Annotated in this window: 21 protein-coding genes; 11 read left to right on the top strand and 10 right to left on the bottom strand. The window is 61.7% G+C overall.

Annotation, left to right across the window (positions count from 1 at the left end; genetic code table 11):
- Nucleotides 1–11 precede the first annotated feature (11 nt).
- The gene (gene ttcA / locus ACYSTU_RS01355; protein WP_024013975.1) at nucleotides 12–836 is read left to right on the top strand and encodes a tRNA 2-thiocytidine(32) synthetase TtcA; all 825 of its coding nucleotides are present in this window, start codon (nucleotides 12–14) and stop codon (nucleotides 834–836) included.
- A 167-nt stretch (nucleotides 837–1,003) separates the two neighbouring features.
- A complete protein-coding gene (locus ACYSTU_RS01350; protein WP_016773632.1) occupies nucleotides 1,004–1,678 on the top strand; it encodes a DNA-3-methyladenine glycosylase I in 675 nt (224 codons plus the stop codon).
- Nucleotides 1,679–1,813: 135 nt separating this feature from the next.
- Here the strand turns inward: ACYSTU_RS01350 and ACYSTU_RS01345 are convergent, their stop codons facing one another.
- Genes ACYSTU_RS01345 through arsC form a run of 3 tightly spaced genes read right to left on the bottom strand, consistent with a single transcriptional unit; the run spans nucleotide 1,814 to nucleotide 3,185 of the window.
- A complete protein-coding gene (locus tag ACYSTU_RS01345; RefSeq protein WP_498995269.1) occupies nucleotides 1,814–2,239 on the bottom strand; it encodes a DUF2069 domain-containing protein in 426 nt (141 codons plus the stop codon).
- Nucleotides 2,239–2,835, bottom strand: coding sequence for an NAD(P)H:quinone oxidoreductase (gene wrbA, locus ACYSTU_RS01340; protein ID WP_016773634.1), 597 nt, complete (start codon nucleotides 2,833–2,835; stop codon nucleotides 2,239–2,241). Before wrbA ends, ACYSTU_RS01345 begins: the two co-directional genes overlap by 1 nt.
- Nucleotides 2,832–3,185 carry an arsenate reductase (glutaredoxin) gene (arsC, locus tag ACYSTU_RS01335; RefSeq protein WP_130911305.1) on the bottom strand — a complete coding sequence of 118 codons (354 nt, stop codon included), beginning with the start codon at nucleotides 3,183–3,185 and terminating at the stop codon, nucleotides 2,832–2,834. Before arsC ends, wrbA begins: the two co-directional genes overlap by 4 nt.
- 113 nt (nucleotides 3,186–3,298) lie before the next feature.
- On the opposite strand from arsC, the gene ACYSTU_RS01330 reads away from it, so the two are divergent.
- Entirely contained in the window at nucleotides 3,299–3,763 is a 465-nt protein-coding gene (locus ACYSTU_RS01330; RefSeq protein WP_073472190.1) for a TlpA disulfide reductase family protein, read from the top strand.
- A gap of 144 nt (nucleotides 3,764–3,907) precedes the next feature.
- On the opposite strand, the gene ACYSTU_RS01325 is transcribed toward ACYSTU_RS01330, so the two are convergent.
- Together ACYSTU_RS01325 and ACYSTU_RS01320 are read right to left on the bottom strand one after the other, a co-directional pair.
- Nucleotides 3,908–4,312, bottom strand: a complete 405-nt coding sequence (locus ACYSTU_RS01325; RefSeq protein ID WP_123443634.1) for an META domain-containing protein — start codon at nucleotides 4,310–4,312, stop codon at nucleotides 3,908–3,910.
- Complete coding sequence (locus tag ACYSTU_RS01320; RefSeq protein ID WP_016773638.1) at nucleotides 4,312–4,746, bottom strand: hypothetical protein; 435 nt, start codon at nucleotides 4,744–4,746, stop codon at nucleotides 4,312–4,314. Before ACYSTU_RS01320 ends, ACYSTU_RS01325 begins: the two co-directional genes overlap by 1 nt.
- Nucleotides 4,747–4,880: 134 nt before the next feature.
- On the opposite strand from ACYSTU_RS01320, the gene ACYSTU_RS01315 reads away from it, so the two are divergent.
- A complete protein-coding gene (locus ACYSTU_RS01315; RefSeq protein ID WP_110646685.1) occupies nucleotides 4,881–5,339 on the top strand; it encodes a hypothetical protein in 459 nt (152 codons plus the stop codon).
- Nucleotides 5,340–5,345: 6 nt separating this feature from the next.
- Here ACYSTU_RS01315 and ACYSTU_RS01310 read toward each other — a convergent pair whose 3' ends face one another.
- Both ACYSTU_RS01310 and ACYSTU_RS01305 read right to left on the bottom strand, forming a co-directional pair.
- On the bottom strand, nucleotides 5,346–6,335 hold the full coding sequence (locus tag ACYSTU_RS01310) for a 2-hydroxyacid dehydrogenase (protein WP_498995261.1): 990 nt from the start codon (nucleotides 6,333–6,335) through the stop codon (nucleotides 5,346–5,348).
- A gap of 81 nt (nucleotides 6,336–6,416) precedes the next feature.
- Nucleotides 6,417–9,170 (bottom strand): response regulator, encoded by a 2,754-nt coding sequence (locus tag ACYSTU_RS01305; protein ID WP_073472548.1) that lies wholly within the window; start codon nucleotides 9,168–9,170, stop codon nucleotides 6,417–6,419.
- 206 nt (nucleotides 9,171–9,376) lie between these two features.
- Here ACYSTU_RS01305 and ACYSTU_RS01300 point away from each other — a divergent pair, with 206 nt between their 5' ends.
- From ACYSTU_RS01300 to ACYSTU_RS01270, 7 genes are all read left to right on the top strand, one after another.
- Entirely contained in the window at nucleotides 9,377–10,099 is a 723-nt protein-coding gene (locus tag ACYSTU_RS01300) for a response regulator transcription factor (RefSeq protein WP_016773641.1), read from the top strand.
- Nucleotides 10,086–11,510 carry a sensor histidine kinase gene (locus ACYSTU_RS01295; protein WP_217878684.1) on the top strand — a complete coding sequence of 475 codons (1,425 nt, stop codon included), beginning with the start codon at nucleotides 10,086–10,088 and terminating at the stop codon, nucleotides 11,508–11,510. The genes ACYSTU_RS01300 and ACYSTU_RS01295 overlap by 14 nt, the downstream gene beginning before the upstream one ends.
- A gap of 209 nt (nucleotides 11,511–11,719) precedes the next feature.
- On the top strand, nucleotides 11,720–12,622 hold the full coding sequence (cysM, locus tag ACYSTU_RS01290) for a cysteine synthase CysM (protein WP_498996169.1): 903 nt from the start codon (nucleotides 11,720–11,722) through the stop codon (nucleotides 12,620–12,622).
- Complete coding sequence (gene rlmD / locus ACYSTU_RS01285) at nucleotides 12,622–13,998, top strand: 23S rRNA (uracil(1939)-C(5))-methyltransferase RlmD (protein ID WP_217878683.1); 1,377 nt, start codon at nucleotides 12,622–12,624, stop codon at nucleotides 13,996–13,998. The genes cysM and rlmD overlap by 1 nt, the downstream gene beginning before the upstream one ends.
- A 101-nt stretch (nucleotides 13,999–14,099) precedes the next feature.
- The gene (relA, locus tag ACYSTU_RS01280; RefSeq protein WP_041479585.1) at nucleotides 14,100–16,343 is read left to right on the top strand and encodes a GTP diphosphokinase; all 2,244 of its coding nucleotides are present in this window, start codon (nucleotides 14,100–14,102) and stop codon (nucleotides 16,341–16,343) included.
- Nucleotides 16,344–16,476: 133 nt separating this feature from the next.
- A complete protein-coding gene (gene mazG / locus ACYSTU_RS01275; RefSeq protein WP_136492911.1) occupies nucleotides 16,477–17,310 on the top strand; it encodes a nucleoside triphosphate pyrophosphohydrolase in 834 nt (277 codons plus the stop codon).
- 26 nt (nucleotides 17,311–17,336) lie between these two features.
- On the top strand, nucleotides 17,337–17,879 hold the full coding sequence (locus tag ACYSTU_RS01270) for a DUF2058 domain-containing protein (protein ID WP_016773645.1): 543 nt from the start codon (nucleotides 17,337–17,339) through the stop codon (nucleotides 17,877–17,879).
- A gap of 68 nt (nucleotides 17,880–17,947) precedes the next feature.
- On the opposite strand, the gene ACYSTU_RS01265 is transcribed toward ACYSTU_RS01270, so the two are convergent.
- The 3 genes from ACYSTU_RS01265 to fabA form a co-directional block, all read right to left on the bottom strand.
- Nucleotides 17,948–18,136: a hypothetical protein gene (locus ACYSTU_RS01265; protein WP_016773646.1), complete on the bottom strand. Its 189-nt coding sequence runs from the start codon at nucleotides 18,134–18,136 to the stop codon at nucleotides 17,948–17,950.
- Between the two features lie 442 nt (nucleotides 18,137–18,578).
- Entirely contained in the window at nucleotides 18,579–19,799 is a 1,221-nt protein-coding gene (fabB, locus tag ACYSTU_RS01260) for a beta-ketoacyl-ACP synthase I (protein WP_016773647.1), read from the bottom strand.
- An 11-nt stretch (nucleotides 19,800–19,810) separates the two neighbouring features.
- Complete coding sequence (gene fabA / locus ACYSTU_RS01255; protein WP_024013962.1) at nucleotides 19,811–20,326, bottom strand: 3-hydroxyacyl-[acyl-carrier-protein] dehydratase FabA; 516 nt, start codon at nucleotides 20,324–20,326, stop codon at nucleotides 19,811–19,813.
- Nucleotides 20,327–20,461 lie beyond the last annotated feature (135 nt).

Below are 20,461 nucleotides of genomic sequence, written 5' to 3'. Positions count from 1 at the left end.
GATTTCGCGTCATGGGCACTCTTACGGTCAACCAGAACAAACTGCAAAAGCGCCTGCGCCGCCTGGCCGGCGAAGCGGTCGCCGATTTCAATATGATCGAAGACGGCGACAAGGTCATGGTCTGCCTGTCCGGGGGCAAGGACAGCTACACCATGCTTGACGTGCTGATGCACCTGCAGAAGGTTGCACCGATCAAGTTCGACATCGTCGCGGTGAACATGGACCAGAAACAGCCGGGCTTTCCCGAGCACGTGCTGCCGGCCTACCTGAAAGAACTGGGCATCGAGTACCACATCGTTGAGAAGGACACTTACTCGGTGGTCAAGGAACTGGTGCCGGAAGGCAAGACCACCTGTTCGCTGTGCTCGCGCCTGCGTCGCGGCACCCTGTACACCTTTGCTGACGAAATCGGCGCGACGAAAATGGCCCTCGGTCATCACCGCGACGACATCGTCGAAACGTTCTTCCTCAACATGTTCTTCAACGGCACTCTGAAAGCGATGCCGCCGAAACTGCGCGCCGACGATGGCCGCAACGTGGTGATTCGCCCGCTGGCGTACTGCAACGAGAAGGACATTCAGGCCTACTCGGACCTCAAGCAATTTCCGATCATCCCGTGCAACCTCTGCGGCTCGCAGGAAAACCTGCAGCGCCAGGTGGTCAAGGAAATGCTCCAGGACTGGGACCGCAAGACCCCGGGCCGCACCGAATCGATTTTCCGCAGCCTGCAGAACGTGGTGCCGTCGCAACTGGCCGACCGCAACCTGTTCGACTTCACCAGCCTGAAGATCGACGAGACCGCGGCTTCGCGTTTCGTCAATGTCGTCAATCTGTAAACACAACCTGTAGAAGCGAGCCCTGTGGCGAGGGGATTCATCCCCGCTGGGGCGCGAAGCGGCCCCAAAATCTCGGGGTCTGCTGCGCAGCCCAGCGGGGATGAATCCCCTCGCCACAGGGGCGTGCTTCTGCAGGTGTTATTCATTTCCAAACCTCAGGAGAGGGCATGCGCGATTACAAGTGGCTGCACGAATACTGTCTGAACCGTTTCGGTTCGGCGGCTGAACTGGAAGCCCATCTGCCCGTTCCCAAGACCCCCGCACAACTGCGCAAAATCCGCGACGACCGCTACCTCTCGACCATGGCCCTGCGGGTTTTTCGCGCCGGGCTCAAGCACAGCCTGGTCGACGCCAAGTGGCCGGCGTTCGAAGAAGTGTTCTTCAAGTTCGACCCGGAAAAAGTCGTGCTGATGAGCGCCGAACACCTTGAGCGCCTGATGCAGGACGCGCGGATCATCCGCCATCTGGGCAAACTGAAAAGCGTGCCGCGCAATGCGCAGTTCATTCTCGATGTGGAAAAGGACAAGGGCAGCTTCGGCGCGCTGATCGCCGACTGGCCGGTGACCGATATCGTCGGCCTGTGGACCTACCTGAAAAAGCACGGCCACCAACTCGGCGGGCTGTCGGCGCCGCGCTTTTTGCGCATGGTCGGCAAGGACACGTTCGTGCCGAGTTACGACGTGGTCGCGGCGCTGAATGCGCAGAAGATCGTCGACAAAGTGCCGACCAGCCAGCGTGATCTGGCGACGGTGCAGAACGCGTTCAACCAATGGCACGAACAGAGCGGCGGACGGCCGATGAGCCAGATTTCGATGATGCTCGCCTATACCGTCAACCATTGAGTCCATCCGATCGTTCCCATGCTCCGCGTGGGAATGCCGCCCGGGACGCTCCGCGTCCCTGAGACGCAGAGCGTCTCTGGATGCATTCCCACGCAGAGCGTGGGAACGATCGGTGTAGCAACTGATGGCGATCGGTCAGGCGACGCTGATCTCGCCTTCACCCGCCAATTTGCGATTCAACTGATAGCGCCAGCGCACATACAACAGCGCCGAGCAGAACACCGCCAGGCTCGCAGCCATTTCCAGCAGGCCGAACAGCTGCCGGTTGGGGTCGTACGCCGCCAGGGCGCCTTTGATGAAATACAGGTTCACCACAAAACACATCCACGAATGGCCACGGGCGCTGCCCATGATCATCGCCGGGGCGAGCACCAGCCACGGGATCAGCTCGACCAGCAGAATCACCCAAGGCCGCGCGCCATGCAGGTCGGCGAACACCAGGTAATAAACAGCGAGCAAACCGGCGAGGGCGAAAAAGCTCAGCAGGCTGAGCACGCGCATCGCCTTGACCCGTGGCTCAAGCCACTCTATCGAGGGCAGGACTTTCGTCTTCTTCGCCATCAGCCCACCAGCTTCTGCGCGGTTTTCGCCAGACGCAGACCGAGTGCGCGACACAGCGCCACTTCGTGCTGGTCGAGACCGTTCTTGCCGTCGGCACCGGCGTGATGGCTGGCGCCATACGGCGTGCCGCCACCCTCGGTTTCGAGCAGGGCCGATTCACTGTAGGGCAGGCCGGTGATCAACATTCCGTGATGCAACAGCGGCAACATCATCGACAACAGCGTGGTTTCCTGACCGCCGTGCAGGCTGGCGGTGGAGGTGAACACACCGGCCGGTTTGCCGACCAGCGCGCCAGTCAGCCAGAGGTTGCTGGTGCCGTCGAGGAAGTACTTGAGCGGCGCGGCCATGTTGCCGAAACGCGTCGGACTGCCCAAGGCGAGGCCGGCGCAGTTCTTCAGATCATCGAGGCTTGCGTAGAGCGCGCCCTCAGCGGGAATCTCCGCCGCCACCGCTTCGCATTCGGTGGAAATCGCCGGCACTGTGCGCAGACGCGCTTCCATTCCGGCCTGCTCGACGCCACGGGCGATTTGCCGGGCCATCTCGTTGGTCGAACCGTTGCGGCTGTAATAGAGAACCAGAATGTACGGCGTGCTCATGGCAACAACTCCAGCACGTTTTCCGGTGGGCGACCGATGACGGCTTTGTCGCCGACTTCCAGAATCGGCCGCTCCATGAGTTTCGGGTGCGCGGCGATGGCGTCGATCAGCTGCTGCTCGCTGAGGCTGGCGTCGGCCAGGTTCAGGGTTTTGTATTCCTCTTCACCGCTGCGCAGCAGCTGCCGCGCGCTGATCCCGAGCTTGCCGAGCAGGGCCTTGATCTGCGCGGCGCTGAGCGGCGTTTCCAGGTAGCGCACGACAGTCGGAGTCAAGCCGCGGGCTTCAAGCAGTTCCAGCGCGCCGCGGGATTTCGAGCAGCGCGGATTGTGATAAAGCGTCAGATCGGTCATGGCGGGTCGCTTCTGGCGTAAAGTGGCGGCTATTCTAACTGTGCGGCGCGCAATCCAGAACCGTCAGAGGCGATGGGTCGCAGGCGCTTTCGAATTTTCACAAGGAACACGACATGACACGGCGATTGGCAGCGGCATTGACGATAATCGGGGCGTTGATGCTGGGGGGCTGCGGCAATGACTACGGCATCGATCAGAACGGCCAGAAGGTAGCGTCCGAACGTCTGGACAAGCAGTGGGTGGTGCTCAATTACTGGGCCGAATGGTGTGGCCCGTGCCGCACGGAAATTCCCGAGCTGAATCATTTGGCTGATGAGCTCAAGAGCAAGAATGTCGGGGTGTTCGGGGTCAACTTCGACAATGTGCAGGGCGCGGAATTGAAAGAGGCGAGTGAAAAGCTCGGCATCAAGTTCACCGTGCTCGCGCAGGATCCGGCCGAGCTGTTCGACCTGCCGCGCAGTGAGGCGCTGCCGGTGACGTTCATCATCGATGACAAGGGCAAGGTGCGTGAACAGTTGCTCGGTGAGCAGACGGCGGCGGGGGTAATGGCGAAGCTGGAGGCGTTGCGGAACAAGTAACCTGTGGCGAGGGGATTCATCCCCGTTGGGTCGCGAAGCGGCCCCATGCGCAGTTCCGGGCGAACTGCAAACTCAGGGCTGCTACGCAGCCCAACGGGGATGAATCCCCTCGCCACAGGTAACCCCTGTGGGCGTAGAAGGGGCTCAGCCCTCTTCCAGCCACCAGCGCAACGGTTTGCCTTGAGCCGGCCAGAAGCGCACCTGCTCGATGGGCGAAATGTCCCAGCGCTCGACTTTTTCCAGCGCCTGCAAAAAGCGTTGTTCCTGCTCCATCAACGCCGGGGCGCAGAGCTTGCGGGTCTTGCCGATCTTGCCGAAGCTCAGCTTGTCGCCGTCCTGCGTGTAAGGCGCGAACCAATGGTTGCAGCCGCCGTTGCCGTAGGCGCGGCCGTCATCGCCAAGGGTCACGGTCAGATGGCTGTAATCCATCAGTGGCCGCTCGCCGATCCATTCCAGAATGTAGCTGCGGTTGTGCTGCAGTTGCACCGGCTCTGCGGCGCAACCGACCAGGCCGACACCGATCAGTGCGGTCAGGGCGAGGCGTTTCATCACGCAGGCTCCTGGCATTTCGGGCACAGGTGCTTGTCGCCGACGGCTTTCCAGCCCAGCTCGGCGATGCGTGCGGTGGCGGCAGGTTTCTCGGCGGACTTGCCGAGTTTGGCATCCACGGCGAATTCGAAGCTCAGCTCTTTCGCGCAGCTGTCGCAGTTGACCTGCCAGGTGTGAATGGCCAGTTCGCCGAACACCGGGCCTGTGGTCATCGCGGTCCATTGGCCTGGCGGATTGATAAGGTGGCGCACAGTGTCGACGGTCAGGCGCATGGACAAATCCTTGCTGCCTTTGAGCGTGACCAACAGGGCATCGCCGATGCGGATCGAGCCACCGTTACCGGTCACCTGATAGCGGCCCGGAACCAGGGCGCGGCATTCGGTGAGGGTGTGTTGCGGGTTCATCAGGGTGTAGCGGAAATCGTGTTCGACCATGGGTCCTCCAAATATGCGCGACATGCTAGCACGGGCTCGATTGCAGAATGATGCACGCGTGCGACCTTCGATCCGGTTCAAATGCAGCGACAGTCATGGCAAACTGCCGGCCCCCGAATCTGAAGGAACGGAACATGGCGCTGATCGAATGTTATGAATGCAAGCGGAGCATCAGTTCCGAAGCGCTGGTGTGCATTCACTGCGGCGCGCCGATGGCCGAACACGCCGCCATGCAGGCGCAATCGACGGCGGCACCGGTGCAAGCCTCGACGATTTCCTTCGGCAGCCTGCCACGCAACAACGCAGTGCCCGAGGCGGTTGCGCCGCCAGTGTCCGAGCCTTTACCCAAAGTGATGCCGGCAGCAGCAGGGCGTCGCCGTCGTCAGCAGGCCGCAGAACAGGCCCGCGAGGAGCAGCAACCGCTCAACGCCGATGGCAGTCGCCCGGTGGAAGGCTGGCTGAAAATCATGGTGTTTCTGCTACCGGCGTTTTTCGTCTGGTTCCTGCTGCGCAACGGCCATTCGAGCAAGCAGCGCCTGCTCGGTTTTGGCTGGCTGGGATTGCTGATCCTGGCGTCTTCGCTGTCCAAGTAAAACCGTTCAACCCTCGACCTGGTTCTGCGGCGCACCTGCCGCCCAGGTCGCGATGTTGTGCAGGGTGGTCGCGGCAATCGCGCCCAGCGCCTCGCGGGTCAGAAACGCCTGATGCGCGGTGATGATCACGTTGGGAAACGTCAGCAGACGCGCCAACACATCATCCTGCAACGGCAGGTCGGAGCGATCCTCGAAAAACAGCTGCGCCTCTTCCTCGTAAACATCCAGCCCCAGATAACCGAGTTGGCCGTCCTTCAGCGCGTCAATCAGCGCTGGCGTGTCCACCAGCCCGCCACGCCCGGTGTTGATCAGCATCGCCCCGGCCTGCATGTGCGCCAGTGAGTCGCGATTGATCAGGTGCTTGCTCTGTTCGTTGAGCGGGCAATGCAGGCTGATGATCCGCGACTGCGTGAGCAATTCCGGCAGGCTCAGATAACGTGCGCCCAACGCCAGCACCTCGGGATTGGGATACGGATCGTAAGCCAGCAATTCACAGCCGAAGCCGTGCATGATTTTTGCGAAGGTTGCGCCGATCTGCCCCGTGCCGACGATGCCGACGGTTTTGCCGACCAGATCGAAACCGGTCAGGCCATGCAGGCTGAAATCGCCTTCGCGGGTGCGGTTGTAGGCACGGTGCAAGCGACGATTGAGGGCGAGGATCAGCGCCACCGCATGTTCGGCCACGGCGTGCGGCGAGTAGGCCGGCACACGAACCACGGCCAGGCCAAGGCGTTTCGCCGCTGGCAGGTCGACATGGTTGTAACCCGCCGAACGCAGGGCAATCAGCCGCGTGCCGCCGGCGGCGAGGCGTTCGAGCACCGGGGCGCTGAGGTCGTCATTGATGAACGCACAGACCACTTCGTGCTGCTCGGCCAATGCCGCCGTATCGAGGCTGAGCCGCGCCGCTTGAAAATGCAATTCAAGCCCGGCCGGGCAGTCGGCGCCGAGAAAGCTGTCGCGGTCATAGGTCTGGCTGCTGAAAATGATCGTGCGCATGAATCCTCCTGGAACATCGACGCGGGCCGCAACGGCCCGCGACAACTGTAGCGCTTTGCGCGCGCCGTGCCTTGCCGTGGATCAGGCGCTGATGCGCGCCTGCGCCGCGAGTCGATTGATCGAGCGCTCCAGTTCATCCAGTGCGGCGGCGGCTTTCGGATCGTCCTGCTTGAGCAGGGTTTCGCTGCGCTGGCAGGCGGCGCGCAGTTGTGGCACGCCGCAATAACGGGTGGCGCCATGCAAACGGTGCACGCGTTCGAGCAGGGCATTCTGGTCGTGGCTGTCACGCGCGGCGCGTATCGCTTCGCGGTCGGCTTCCAGCGAGGCCAGCAGCATGGCGAGCATGTCCGCCGCCAGATCCGCCTTGCCCGCCGCCAGACGCAAGCCTTCTTCGTGATCAAGCACCGGCAGTTCCTGCTGACTCGCCGCGCTGTCGCCGCTGCGCTCCGGGGCCTGATTGCGCAGGGCCAGTCCGGTCCACTTCAACACCACCTGCGCCAGTTGCCGCTCGCTGATCGGTTTGGTCAGGTAGTCGTCCATGCCGCTTTGCAGCAGCGCGCGTTTTTCATTGGCCATGGCGTGGGCCGTGAGGGCGACGATCGGCAGCGGCGTGCAATGCCGCTCGCTTTCCCACTGGCGAATGGTTTCGGTGGTCTGGCGACCGTCCATGCCCGGCATCTGCACGTCCATCAGCACCAGATCGAAAGATTCGCTCTGCACGGCTTTGACGGCCGCGTAACCGCTTTCCACCGCGAGCACTCGGGCGCCCATGTCTTCGAGCAGGGTCTGCACCAGCAACAGATTCGCCGGGTTGTCGTCGACACACAGCACGCGCGGCGCACGGCTGGACAGCGGCTCGCCCGGTTCGCTGCGGGTCTGGCGCGGATTGACCAGATCGGACAGCGCCCGGCGCAATTTGCGCGTACACGCCGGTTTGGCCTGAAGCTGGCTGTGCGGGTTGGGCACCGACAGGTGAAACAGCGTCTGCTCGGTGGTCGGGCACAGCACCAGCACTTTGCAGCCCAGATGTTCGAGATCCCAGATGTGCTGGTTCAAGCGTTCCGGGAGCATGTCGTTGCTGGTGATGCCGATCACCGCCAGATCGATCGCCTGATCGGTCTGATGCGCGCCGGTGACGCCATTGCTCAGGCTCTCCAGAGTATTGAACGGCGTAACTTGCAGTCCGCAGTCTTCCAGCTGATGTTGCAAGGCCTGACGCGCCAGTTCGTGGTTTTCCAGCACCGCCACACGGCGCCCGAGCAGCGGCGCGGCGGGCAGGTCCTCGGCATCGTCGCGGGTCTTGGGCAGGCTCAGGCTGATCCAGAATTCCGAACCTTCGCCCGGCGTGCTGTCGACGCCGATCTCGCCGCCCATCTGTTCGATCAGGCGCTTGGAAATCACCAGCCCCAGGCCGGTGCCGCCGGGTTGGCGCGACAGCGAATTGTCGGCCTGACTGAAAGCCTGGAACAGCGCGCGGACATCCTGACTCGACAGACCGATGCCGGTGTCCTGAATGCTGATGCGCAGTTGCACGCTGTCTTCGTGTTCGTCTTCGAGCATCGCCCGGGCGACGATGGTGCCTTCGCGGGTGAACTTGATCGCGTTGCTGACCAAATTGGTGAGGATCTGCTTCAGGCGCAGCGGATCGCCGACCAGCGACAGCGGCGTATCGCGATAGACCAGACTGACCAGCTCAAGCTGCTTGGCGTGCGCGGCCGGGGCGAGGATGGTCAGGGTGTCCTGCAACAGATCACGCAGGTTGAACGGAATGTGATCGAGTACCAGTTTGCCGGCCTCGATCTTCGAGAAGTCGAGAATCTCGTTGATGATTCCCAACAGGCTGTCGGCAGACTTTTCGATGGTGCCTAGGTAGTCGAGCTGGCGCGGGGTCAGTTCGCTTTTCTGCAACAGGTGAGTGAAGCCGAGAATGCCGTTGAGCGGCGTGCGGATCTCATGGCTCATGTTGGCGAGGAATTCGGATTTGATCCGGCTGGCTTCCAGCGCTTCTTTGCGCGCCAGGTCCAGTTCGATGTTCTGGATCTCGATGGTTTCCAGGTTCTGCCGCACGTCTTCGGTGGCCTGATCGACGCTGTGCTGCAATTCTTCGCGAGCATTCTGCAGGGTGCCGGCCATGCGGTTGATGCCCGAGGCCAGTTCGTCCAGCTCCTGGCTGCCGAGGGGCGGCAAGCGGGTTTCCAGATGACCGTCCTTGAGCTGCGCGACAGCCTGTTTGATCTGGCTCAGCGGACGGTTGATGGTGCGGCCCATGCGCAACGCGAGGAGGGCGGCGCCGGCAAGTCCGGCGGCGATCAGCAGCAGGCTGGCGAACAGGCTGCGATAGCCGCGCAGCAACATGCCGTTGTGCGACAGCTCCAGCTCGACCCAGCCGAGCAGGCGTTCGGATTCTTCGGGAATGATTTCACCGGCGAGGTTGCGGTGCTTGCCGAACACCGGCATCAGGTAGCGCGTCGCGTCATTGCCGCTGCGCCGTTGCAGCAGCGCGCTGTCGCCGCTCGGGGCCTGATTGAGCATGGTCGGTCCGGCGTGGGCCAGTGGCGAGCGGTCCGCCGCGAGGAAAGTCACCGCGCGCACGTCAGGTTGTTCAAGGGACTGGGTGGCGATGCGCTCGAGCAGATCGGCATCGCCGTGGCCCATCGCCGGCGCCACCAGCGGCGCCAGTTGCTCGGCGATCATTTCGCCGCGCTGCATCAATTGGCTGTGCAGGTCGGTCTGCTGCGTCCAGGTGAAATAGCCACCCAGCACCAGCGCCATCAGGCTGGTCGGCAACAAGGTCAGCAACAGCACGCGACCTTTGATTCCCAGTTTCTTGAGCACGCCTATCTCCCGCATCCCGCTGATCTGTTGACACATGCGTGCATCCGGCACGCGACATGGGCGCAGTGTAGCGATTTGCAGGCGGGCAATCTTGCGGAAAATGCAGCGCCGTCCACGCACTCGTTCGTCCGACAGGCCAAGCTTGTGTTGCCCGCTGTCGGACAATCTTGAATAATCCGCCAACTGAGAATTACTTGCAGATACTCATGACTCCTGTTTCCGTTGGCCAGCCACGCATCCTTTCCATTGAAGACGATCCGGTCCTCGGCGCGTATGTGCACGAGCATCTGGGCCGCAGCGGTTTTCAGGTGACCTGGTGCCAGAACGGCCAGGAAGGTCTGAACATCGCCCAGTGCCAGCCTTTCGACGTGGTGCTGATGGATATTCTGCTGCCGGGGCTCGATGGTCTGCAGTTGTTGACGCAATTGCGGCAGAGCCATTCGACGCCGGTGTTGCTGATGTCGGCGCTGGGTGCCGAGGCCGATCGCATCAGCGGTTTCCGCCTCGGTGCCGATGACTATCTGCCCAAGCCGTTCAGCATGGCCGAGTTGCATGTGCGCATCGAAGCGATCCTGCGCCGCGTGGCCTTGGATCGGCGCCCGCCTGCGGTTACCGCTGCGGTGGTCAGCGGCGCCCTGCGTTTCGATGACGAACAGTGCGATGTGTTTTTCCGCGAGCAAGCGGCCGGGCTGACCCGCAGCGAATTCCGTCTGCTGGAAACCCTGCACCGCAACAACGAGGAAGTGCTGAGCAAGGCCTTCCTTTATCAGCACGTCCTGCAACGCGGCTTTGCGGCGCACGACCGCAGCCTCGACATGCACATCAGCCAGATCCGTCGCAAACTCAAAGCCATCGGTTACACCGAGCGCGAAGTGCGCACGGTGTGGGGCAAGGGCTACGTCTTGAGCGGCGCCGATGAAACTGTCTGAACTGCCGGGGCGGCATTCGCTGTTCTGGAAACTGGCGTGCCTGCTGGTGGCGTTCTGTCTGCTGATGATCTGGCTGAGCTGGTCGTGGGGCCGCTACATGGAGGAGCGCAATCAGTTTCTCTCCAGTGACGCGCGCAGCACCCTCAGCCGTTATGCCGCGCAAGCCGAACAGGCGTGGCAGCGCGGCGGGCGCAATGGCGTCGATGACTGGTTGCAGAGCATGGAATTGCGCGAGGCCAGTTGGGTCGGCGTGATCGGCGCTGATTTGCAGTCGCTGAGCAGCCAGCCGTTGAACGCGGCAGAGGTGCAGCACCTGACCTTTTTGCGCGGGCTCGACTGGCCGATCCACAAGAAGGGCCGACCTTGGCTGCGGGTACCGTTCCCCCAGGATCCGACCGTCGGCATTCTCGTCATTGAATTGCCCGAGCGTTTTGTCCCGGGCAAGTACCGGGTGTTCTGGCGGGTGATCACCAACGGTGTGATTCCCGGGCTGTTCACCCTGTTGCTCTGCGTCGGCCTGTATCGCCTGTTGGTGGTGCCGCTGAACAACCTGCGCGAACAGGCCAACGCCTGGCGCGCCGACCAGTTGAATGTGCGCCTGTCGAGCGGCATCACCCAGCGCCCGGATGAACTCGGTGAGCTGGCGCGGGCCTTCGATTCCATGTCCGAGCGCCTGCAAAGCACAGTCGCCTTGCAGCAGCAGTTATTGCGTGACTTGTCCCACGAAATGCGCACGCCGCTGAGCCGTCTGCGTGTGGCCAGCGAAAGCGAACAGGGTCTGCCGCAGCTACGCGAGCGCATCGGCCGCGAGGTCGACGGCATGCAACGTTTGGTCGAAGACACCCTGCAACTGGCCTGGCTCGACACCGACCGCTCACCATTGCCGGATGAAGCGATCCAGATTCAGGCGCTGTGGGAAATGCTCACCGACAACGCCTGCTATGAAAGCGGCTGGCCGAGTCTGCAACTGCAATGCTCGGTCGAGGCATCGTGCTGGGTGCGCGGCAACCTCAATACCCTGGCGCAAGCGCTGGAAAACATCCTGCGCAACGCCATTCGTCACTCGCCCGAGGGCGGGATTGTGCGTCTCGATGCACGGCGTGATGGCGAGTATTGGCATTTGTGGCTGGAGGATCAGGGCGGCGGCGTGGCTGACGAAGATCTGCAGCGAATCTTTTCGCCGTTCATTCGATTGGACGGATCGAGACCCGGAGATGGTGGCTTTGGCTTGGGATTGAGCATTGCGCGCAATGCGGTGCAGCGCCAGGGCGGGTTGCTCTGGGCGGAAAATACCGGGGCGGGGCTGCGGTTGAATTTGCGCTTGCTGGCGGATGATGATGTCGCCCATGCGGACGCCTTCGCGAGCAGGCTCGCTCCCACAATGGCTGTGCATTCACCGCAGATCGCATAAGCAACATTCATCCCCTGTGGGAGCGAGCCTGCTCGCGAATTCCAAGCATCACCACCAGAACTGAGTGTTGCTCACGTAGAAGTCTCACCACTGGTGAGACTTTTGTGCCTTATTCCCATAAACCATAAGCACCGCACTTTGCGTGATATGGCCTGCGCGGGTTTGCCGGTATGATAGGCGCCCCCGCACGTCTGGATTGCGAATACGCCATGACCTTGCAGTACCCAACCATCGCCGATTGCGTCGGCAACACGCCGCTGGTGCGTTTGCAGCGCCTGCCCGGCGCCACCAGCAACACCCTTTTGCTCAAGCTCGAAGGGAACAACCCGGCGGGTTCGGTCAAGGACCGCCCGGCGTTGTCGATGATCACTCGCGCCGAGTTGCGCGGGCAGATCAATCCCGGCGATACGCTGATCGAGGCGACCTCCGGCAACACCGGCATCGCGCTGGCGATGGCCGCTGCGATCAAGGGTTACAAGATGATCCTGATCATGCCGGACAACTCCAGCGCCGAGCGTAAAGCGGCGATGACCGCTTATGGCGCCGAGCTGATCCTGGTGACTCAGGAAGAGGGCATGGAAGGCGCCCGCGATCTGGCCCAGCGTATGGAAGCCGAAGGCCGTGGCAAGGTGCTCGACCAGTTCGCCAATGGCGACAACCCGGAAGCGCACTACACCACCACCGGCCCGGAAATCTGGCGTCAGACCCAGGGCAGCATCACCCATTTCGTCAGTTCGATGGGCACCACCGGCACCATCATGGGCGTGTCGCGCTACCTCAAAGAACAGAGCGACAGCGTACAGATCGTCGGCCTGCAACCGATGGAAGGCTCGGCCATTCCCGGCATCCGCCGCTGGCCGCGGGAATACCTGCCGAAGATCTATCAGGCTGACCGCGTCGACCGCATCGTCGACATGGCGCAAAGCGAAGCCGAAGACGTTACCCGGCGCCTGGCCCGCGAAGAAGGCATCTTCTGCGGCGTGTCCTCCGGCGGTGCGGTGGCAGCGATGCTGCGCTTGTCCAAAGAAGTTGAAAACGCGGTGATCGTCGCGATCATCTGCGACCGTGGCGACCGTTACCTGTCGACCGGCATTTTCGACGCGCCGAACTGATGGCCAAACACGAGAGAGGCCTGCGCTTCCAGCCCACCGGCGGCAGCAAGGCGCCACAGATCCCGACCGGCAAAAAGCAGCGCTTGAACATCGAGCGCCTGGCCAATGACGGTCGCGGTATCGCGTTTTTCGAAGGCAAAACCTGGTTCGTCCTCGGCGCCCTTGCCGGTGAAGAGGTCGAAGCGCGGGTGCTCGGCGCCCACGGCAAAGTGGTCGAGGCGCGCACCGAACGGGTATTCACTGCCAGCGAATTGCGTCGTCCGGCAGCGTGCGCGCACTTTGGTCGCTGTGGCGGTTGCAGCGTTCAGCACTTGCCCCACGACGAACAACTCGCCCTGAAACAGCGCATGCTCGCCGAGCAATTGTCGCGGGTCGCCGGTGTCGAACCTGAGGAGTGGGCAGCGCCGCTGACCGGCCCGGAATTCGGTTACCGTCGGCGCGCGCGCATCGCCGTGCGCTGGGACATGAAGGCAAAAAAACTCGAAGTGGGTTTCCGCGCTGCCGGCAGTCAGGACATCGTCGCGATCAGCGAATGCCCGGTGCTGGTACAGCCCTTGCAGCCAATCATGACACGCTTGCCGGAGATGCTGCGGCGCTTGAGCAAACCGCAGGCGCTGGGCCATGTCGAGTTGTTCAGCGGCTCATCTCTGGCGGTATTGCTGCGGCACATGGCGCCGTTGTCCGAAGCGGATCTGACCATTCTCAAGGATTTCTGCCAGTTCCATGAAGCGCAGTTGTGGCTGCATGGCGAAGGTGAACCGCAACCGGTCGAAGCCGGTCAGAGCCTCGGCTATCGCCTGGAACAGTGGAATCTCGAGCTGGCTTATCGGCCGGGTGACTTCGTTCAGGTCAACGCCGGGGTCAACGAAGCGATGATCGCCCAAGCGCTGGACTGGCTGAAACCAGCGGCTGAAGAACGCGTGCTCGACCTGTTTTGCGGGTTGGGAAATTTTGCGCTACCGCTGGCCAAAGGCGTGCGTGAAGTGGTGGCGGTGGAGGGTGTGCAGACCATGGTCGAGCGTGCCGCTGCCAACGCCGTCAGTAACAATTTGCATAACACAAAGTTTTTTCAAGCCGATTTATCCCAGCCTTTGAGCGATGCCCAGTGGATCGGAAACGGCTTTTCTGCGGTACTCTTGGACCCACCGCGTGACGGTGCTTTCGAGGTGGTGCGCAAGCTCGCGACCCTGGGTGCCAAGCGGTTGGTATACGTATCGTGCAACCCGGCCACGCTGGCGCGCGACACGCAGGAATTGATCAAGCAGGGCTACCGGTTAAAACGTGCCGGGATTCTCGATATGTTTCCTCAGACGGCACATGTCGAGGCCATGGCGTTATTTGAAGCGAGCCAGGACGGCTCGTCTGAATCCGTCTGATCTGTCCGCGCAGCGCTCGCCTGAGCCCCGCGAGCGCGAACGGACACTGAGGATCAGCGATTTGACGCATTGAATCTGCGTCGTAGGGAAGGTAAAGCAGCATGGTACAGGTGAGAGCACACCAGCCGATCAACACCGACGGCAGTATCAATCTCGAGGCCTGGCTCGATCACGCGGTCAGTGTCGATCTGGCACTGGATCGCGAGGCCTTGAAAGAAGCCTGCGAGTTCGCTCGCGAGGCCGAACAGCAGTCCAATGCGAAGAAGAACCTGTGGGCCGAAGGCTCCGGCAGTTTCAGCACGGGCCTTGAGATCGCCGAGATCCTCGCCGACCTCAAGCTCGATCAGGATTCGCTGGTCGCCGCCGTGTTGTATCGCGGCGTGCGCGAAGGCCAGATCGAGCTGGCGGCCATCGGCCAGCGCTTCGGTCCGGTAGTGGCCAAGCTGATCGACGGCGTGCAGCGCATGGCGGCCATCAGCGCCAGTCTCAGCCCACGGCAATCGATGGTCATGGGCACCCAAGGGCAGGTCGAGAACCTGCGCAAGATGCTCGTGGCCATGGTCGATGATGTGCGCGTTGCGCTGATCAAACTGGCCGAACGCACCTGCGCGATCCGTGCGGTGAAAACCGCCGACGATGAAAAGCGCAACCGCGTCGCTCGCGAAGTCTTCGACATCTATGCGCCGCTGGCGCATCGCCTCGGCATCGGTCATATCAAATGGGAACTGGAGGACTTGTCCTTCCGCTATCTCGAACCCGATCAATACAAGCAGATCGCCAAGTTGCTCCACGAGCGGCGGCTGGATCGCGAGCGTTTCATCAGCGACGTGATGACCCAGCTCAAGGACGAACTGCAGGCTACCGGCGTCGACGCCGACATCAGCGGCCGGGCGAAACACATCTACTCGATCTGGCGCAAAATGCAGCGCAAGGGTCTGGAATTCAGCCAGATCTATGACGTTCGCGCGGTGCGCGTGCTGGTGCCGGAAATGCGCGACTGCTACACCGCGCTCGGCATCGTCCACACCCTGTGGCGGCACATCCCGAAAGAATTCGACGACTACATCGCCAACCCGAAAGAGAACGGCTACCGCTCGCTGCACACGGCGGTGATCGGTCCGGAAGGCAAGGTCCTCGAGGTGCAGATCCGCACCCATTCCATGCACGAAGAAGCCGAACTCGGCGTCTGCGCGCACTGGCGCTATAAGGGCACCGACGTCAAATCCGGCTCGAACCATTACGAAGAGAAAATTTCCTGGCTGCGTCAGGTGCTCGAATGGCACGAAGAGCTGGGTGACATCGGCGGTCTGGCCGAGCAGCTGCGCGTCGATATCGAGCCTGATCGGGTTTACATCTTCACTCCCGACGGTCACGCCATCGATTTGCCAAAAGGCGCGACGCCGCTGGATTTCGCCTATCGGGTGCACACCGAAATCGGCCACAACTGCCGGGGCGCGAAGATCAACGGCCGTATCGTGCCGCTGAACTACAGCCTGCAGACCGGCGAGCAGGTCGAGATCATCACCAGCAAGCACGGCACGCCGAGCCGCGACTGGCTGAACCCGAACCTCGGTTACGTCACCACCTCGCGCGCGCGGGCGAAGATCGTTCACTGGTTCAAGTTGCAGGCTCGCGATCAGAACGTTGCGGCCGGTAAAACCCTGATCGAGCGCGAACTCAATCGCCTCGGCTTGCCGGCGGTGGATTTCGACAAGTTGGCCGAAAAGGCCAACATGAAAACCGCCGAAGACATGTTCGCCGCCCTCGGTGCCGGCGACCTGCGTCAGGCGCATCTGGTCAACCTTGCGCAGCAATTGGTCGAACCGGAGCGCGGCAACGAACAGTTGGAGCTGATCCCGCGCAAGGCCACCGGTTACAAACCGGGCAAGCGCGGCGATATCCAGATCCAGGGCGTCGGCAACCTGATGACGCAGATGGCCGGCTGCTGCCAGCCGCTGCCGGGCGATGCGATTGTCGGTTACATCACTCAGGGCCGTGGCGTGAGTATTCACCGTCAGGACTGCGCCTCGGTGCTGCAACTGGGCGGGCGCGAGCCGGAGCGGATCATTCAGGTCAGTTGGGGGCCGGTGCCCGTGCTCACCTATCCGGTGGACATCATCATCCGCGCCTACGACCGTTCCGGGCTGCTGCGTGACGTCTCGCAGGTGCTGCTCAACGAGCGCATCAACGTGCTGGCGGTCAACACCCGCTCGAACAAGGAAGACAACACCGCGCTGATGTCGCTGACCATCGAGATCCCCGGTCTGGATGCGCTGGGGCGGCTGCTGGGGCGGATTTCGCAACTGCCGAACATCATCGAAACGCGGCGTAACCGTACTCCGTGATGCAATTGATTGTTCCCTGTGGGAGCGAGCCTGCTCGCGAAGAGGGCGTGTCAGTCGACATCTTTGTTGCAGACACAGCGCCTTCGCGAGCAGGCTCGCTCCCACAATGGTTTTGTGGTGAGACAGAAAAATGATGTACAGCCTCGAAGACCTGCTCCACCTGATGTCCCGTCTGCGCGATCCGCAGTTCGGTTGCCCGTGGGACATCAAGCAAACCTACGCGACGATCGTCCCGCACACCCTCGAAGAAGCCTATGAAGTGGCGGATGCCATCGAGCGTGGCGATCTCGACCATTTGCAGGGCGAGTTGGGCGATCTGTTGTTTCAGGTGGTGTATTACAGCCAGTTGGCCAAGGAAGAGGGGCGGTTCGAATTTGCCGGGGTGATCGACAGCATCACGCGCAAACTGATCCGCCGTCATCCGCATGTGTTCCCAACGGGCGATCTGTACGCGCCGCTCGACGTGCCGCGCTTGAGCGAAGAACAGGTCAAGCAGCGCTGGGAAGAGATCAAGGCCGAAGAGCGCGCCGAGAATGCCTCGGCGCCCGAGCAGTTGTCCTTGCTCGACGACGTGCCGGCCACGTTGCCGGCACTGTCGCGCTCAGCCAAGTTGCAAAAACGCGCCGGGCAGGTCGGTTTCGACTGGCCGGACGCTTTGCCGGTGCTCGACAAGGTACGCGAAGAGCTCGATGAAGTGCTCGAAGCCATGTCGGAAAACGATCCGGTAGCGGTGGCCGACGAGATCGGCGATCTGCTGTTTTCCGTGGTCAATCTGGCCCGGCATCTGAAGGTCGATCCGGAAACCGCCCTGCGCGGCGCCAATGGCAAGTTTGAAAGACGTTTCCGTTTTATCGAACAGGCATTGCGCGACACCCACCGTCCCATGGAAGATTGCACCCTCGAAGAGTTGGACGCCCTGTGGGGCGAAGCCAAACGCCAGGAAAAGAATGAGCCCAGCTGCGGCTGAGCCGTTGCCCAAGTGAGTAAGCATTGATGAGCCTTTCCCTTCGCGACCAGTTGCTCAAAGCAGGCCTGGTCAACCAAAAGCAGGCCAAGCAGGTCAGCAAAGACAAGCAGAAGCAACAGCGCCTGGCCCACAAAGGCCAGGCCGAGCTGGACGATTCGCAGCAGCGCGCCGCCCAGGAAGCCATGGCCGAGAAGGTCAAGCGCGACCAGGAGCTGAACCGTCAGCAGCAGGAGAAGGCCGAGGCCAAGGCCCGCGCCGCGCAGGTCAAGCAGTTGATCGAAGTCTCGCGTCTGCCCAAGCTGACCACCGAGGACTACTACAACTTCGTCGACGACAAGAAGGTCAAGCGCATCTCGGTCAACACGCTGATGCGCAACAAGCTCAGTAGCGGTTCGCTGGCGATCGTGCATCACAACGGCGGCTATGAAGTGATTCCCCGTGAAGCGGCGCTGAAGATCCAGGAGCGCGACCCGCAGCGCATCGTTCAGCTCAACGTGCAGACCGAAGAGGTCAACGCTGAGGACGATCCGTACGCGGCGTACCAGATCCCTGACGATCTGATGTGGTAAATCCACGGCTGTAACAACGACGAACCCCGCTCATGGCGGGGTTTGTCGTTTTCAAATGCTGTGTTGTTTCAGGCGGACTTCAGTTCTCGTTGCTGTTCCTGCACTTCCAGTTCGGCCTTGTAGTTATGGGCATCTATTTCGTTGTGGAACATGCCGACCAGCAAGTCTTGTTGATGCACATCCCAGATACGGATGCCGGCGGCCAGGCCTTCGTGGGACATGTGTGAATCGTCGCGTTCAGTTACTTTTACAGTCATCTGCTAGCTCCAAATCTCAAGTTACTGCACCAAGGCGTGTGCAGGACTCTGTTATAGGATTTGTTAGTCAGCTAAGTAAACCGCCAATTGGCGCAAGGTGTTGTTGCGGATTTCGCAACAGTGCTGGAGGCCGCGTAAACCGCGACATTCGGTCGCAGGGTGGTAAGTTTCATGACAGAAGTTTCATCTCCAGAACACCCTGAAACCCTGTCTTTGATCGTTCCCACGCTCCGCGTGGGAATGCCTCTGGGGACGCTCCGCGTCCAGTGACGCGGAGCGTCACGGGCTGCATTCCCACGCAGAGCGTGGGAACGATCAATATCGCATTCGCGAGCAGGCTCGCTCCCACAGGGTTTTGCGGTGTACCTGCTATTTTCTGCAGGCCAAAAAAAAAGCCCCGAACCAGTCGGGGCGTTTTCATGTGCGGCTCAGCGGTGGGGAATTACTTGCCTTCCCAGCGCTTCAGCACCAGCGTGGCGTTGGTGCCGCCAAAGCCGAAGCTGTTGCTCATCACGGTGTTGATGGTGGCGTTCTCGCGGGTCTTGGTCAGCACCGGCAGATCGGCCACTTCCGGGTCGAGCTCGTCGATGTTGGCGGAGCCGGCGATGAAGTTGCCTTCCATCATCAGCATGCAGTAGATCGCTTCGTGCACGCCGGCGGCGCCCAGGGAGTGACCGGACAGGCTCTTGGTCGAGCTGATCGCTGGAGCCTTGTCGCCGAATACTTCACGCACACCTTTCATTTCCGCGACGTCGCCGACCGGAGTCGAAGTGCCGTGGGTGTTCAGGTAGTCGATCGGGGTGTCGACGGTGGACAGCGCCTGCTGCATGCAGCGGATCGCGCCTTCGCCGCTCGGGGCGACCATGTCGTAGCCATCGGACGTTGCGCCGTAGCCAACGATCTCGGCGTAGATCTTCGCGCCACGGGCCAGAGCGTGTTCCAGCTCTTCGACGACAACCATGCCGCCGCCGCCAGCGATGACGAAACCGTCGCGATCCTTGTCGTACGCGCGGGAAGCTTGTTCCGGGGTGTCGTTGCGCTTGCTGGACAGGGCGCCCATCGCGTCGAACAGGAACGACTGGCTCCAGTGCTCTTCCTCACCGCCACCGGCGAAGACGATGTCCTGCTTGCCCATCTGGATCTGTTCCATGGCAGTACCGATGCAGTGAGCACTGGTGGCGCAGGCAGAAGCGATGGAGTAGTTCAGGCCCTTGATCTTGAACGGCGTGGCCAGGCAAGCGGAAACGGTGCTGCTCATGGTCCGCGTGACGCGGTACGGGCCGACGCGCTTCACGCCTTTCTCGCGGAGGATGTCCAGCGCTTCCATCTGGTTCAGCGTGGAAGCACCGCCGGAGCCGGCGATCAGGCCGGTACGCGGGTTGGACACCTGCTCTTCGGTCAGGCCGGAGTCAGTGATGGCGTCTTTCATGGCCAGGTAGGCGTAAGCCGCTGCATGGCCGACGAAGCGATAGATCTTGCGATCGATCAGCTCTTCAAGGTTGAGGTCGATGGAGCCGGAAACCTGGCTACGCAGACCCATTTCAGCATATTCCGGGTTGAACCGGATGCCAGGGCGGCTTGCACGCAGGTTAGCGGAGACGGTCTCTTTGTCATTGCCCAGGCACGAAACGATGCCCAGACCAGTGATAACGACGCGGCGCATGCGAATAACCCTTAGAAGTTGTCAGTGGAGGTGAACACGCCGACGCGCAGGCCTTCGGCGGTGTAGATTTCGCGTCCGTCGACACTGACCGAACCATCGGCGATGGCCATGTTCAGCTTGCCCTTGAGGACGCGTTTGATATGAATGTTGTAAGTGACTTTCTTGGCGGTCGGCAGCACCTGACCGAAGAATTTCACCTCGCCCGAACCCAGCGCACGGCCGCGGCCCGGCAGGCCTTGCCAGCCCAGGAAGAAACCGACCAGTTGCCACATGGCATCCAGACCCAGGCAGCCCGGCATCACCGGATCGCCTTCGAAATGGCAGGCGAAGAACCACAGGTCAGGGTTGATATCCAGCTCGGCGACCAATTCACCTTTGCCGTACTTGCCGCCTTCTTCGCTGATATGGGTGATGCGATCCACCATCAGCATGTTCGGGGCGGGCAGTTGCGCGTTACCTGGGCCGAACAGCTCACCGCGACTGCAGCGCAGCAGGTCTTCCCGAGTAAAGGCGTTTTGTTTGGTCATGCGAGCTCCTCAATAATCCCATGCGGCAGGTGGGGCAGATCTTCCCGACCGTTCAAGGCATTCATGCCTCGAACCGGCAGCCTACTCATAGACTATTGCGTTGTGGTGAAAGTCACAGCACCAAGGACATGAATG

The sequence above is a fragment of the Pseudomonas glycinis genome, from assembly GCF_054871425.1.
Note: the sequence above shows the minus strand (reverse complement) of the source record. Positions and strands in the feature narration are given on the sequence as shown.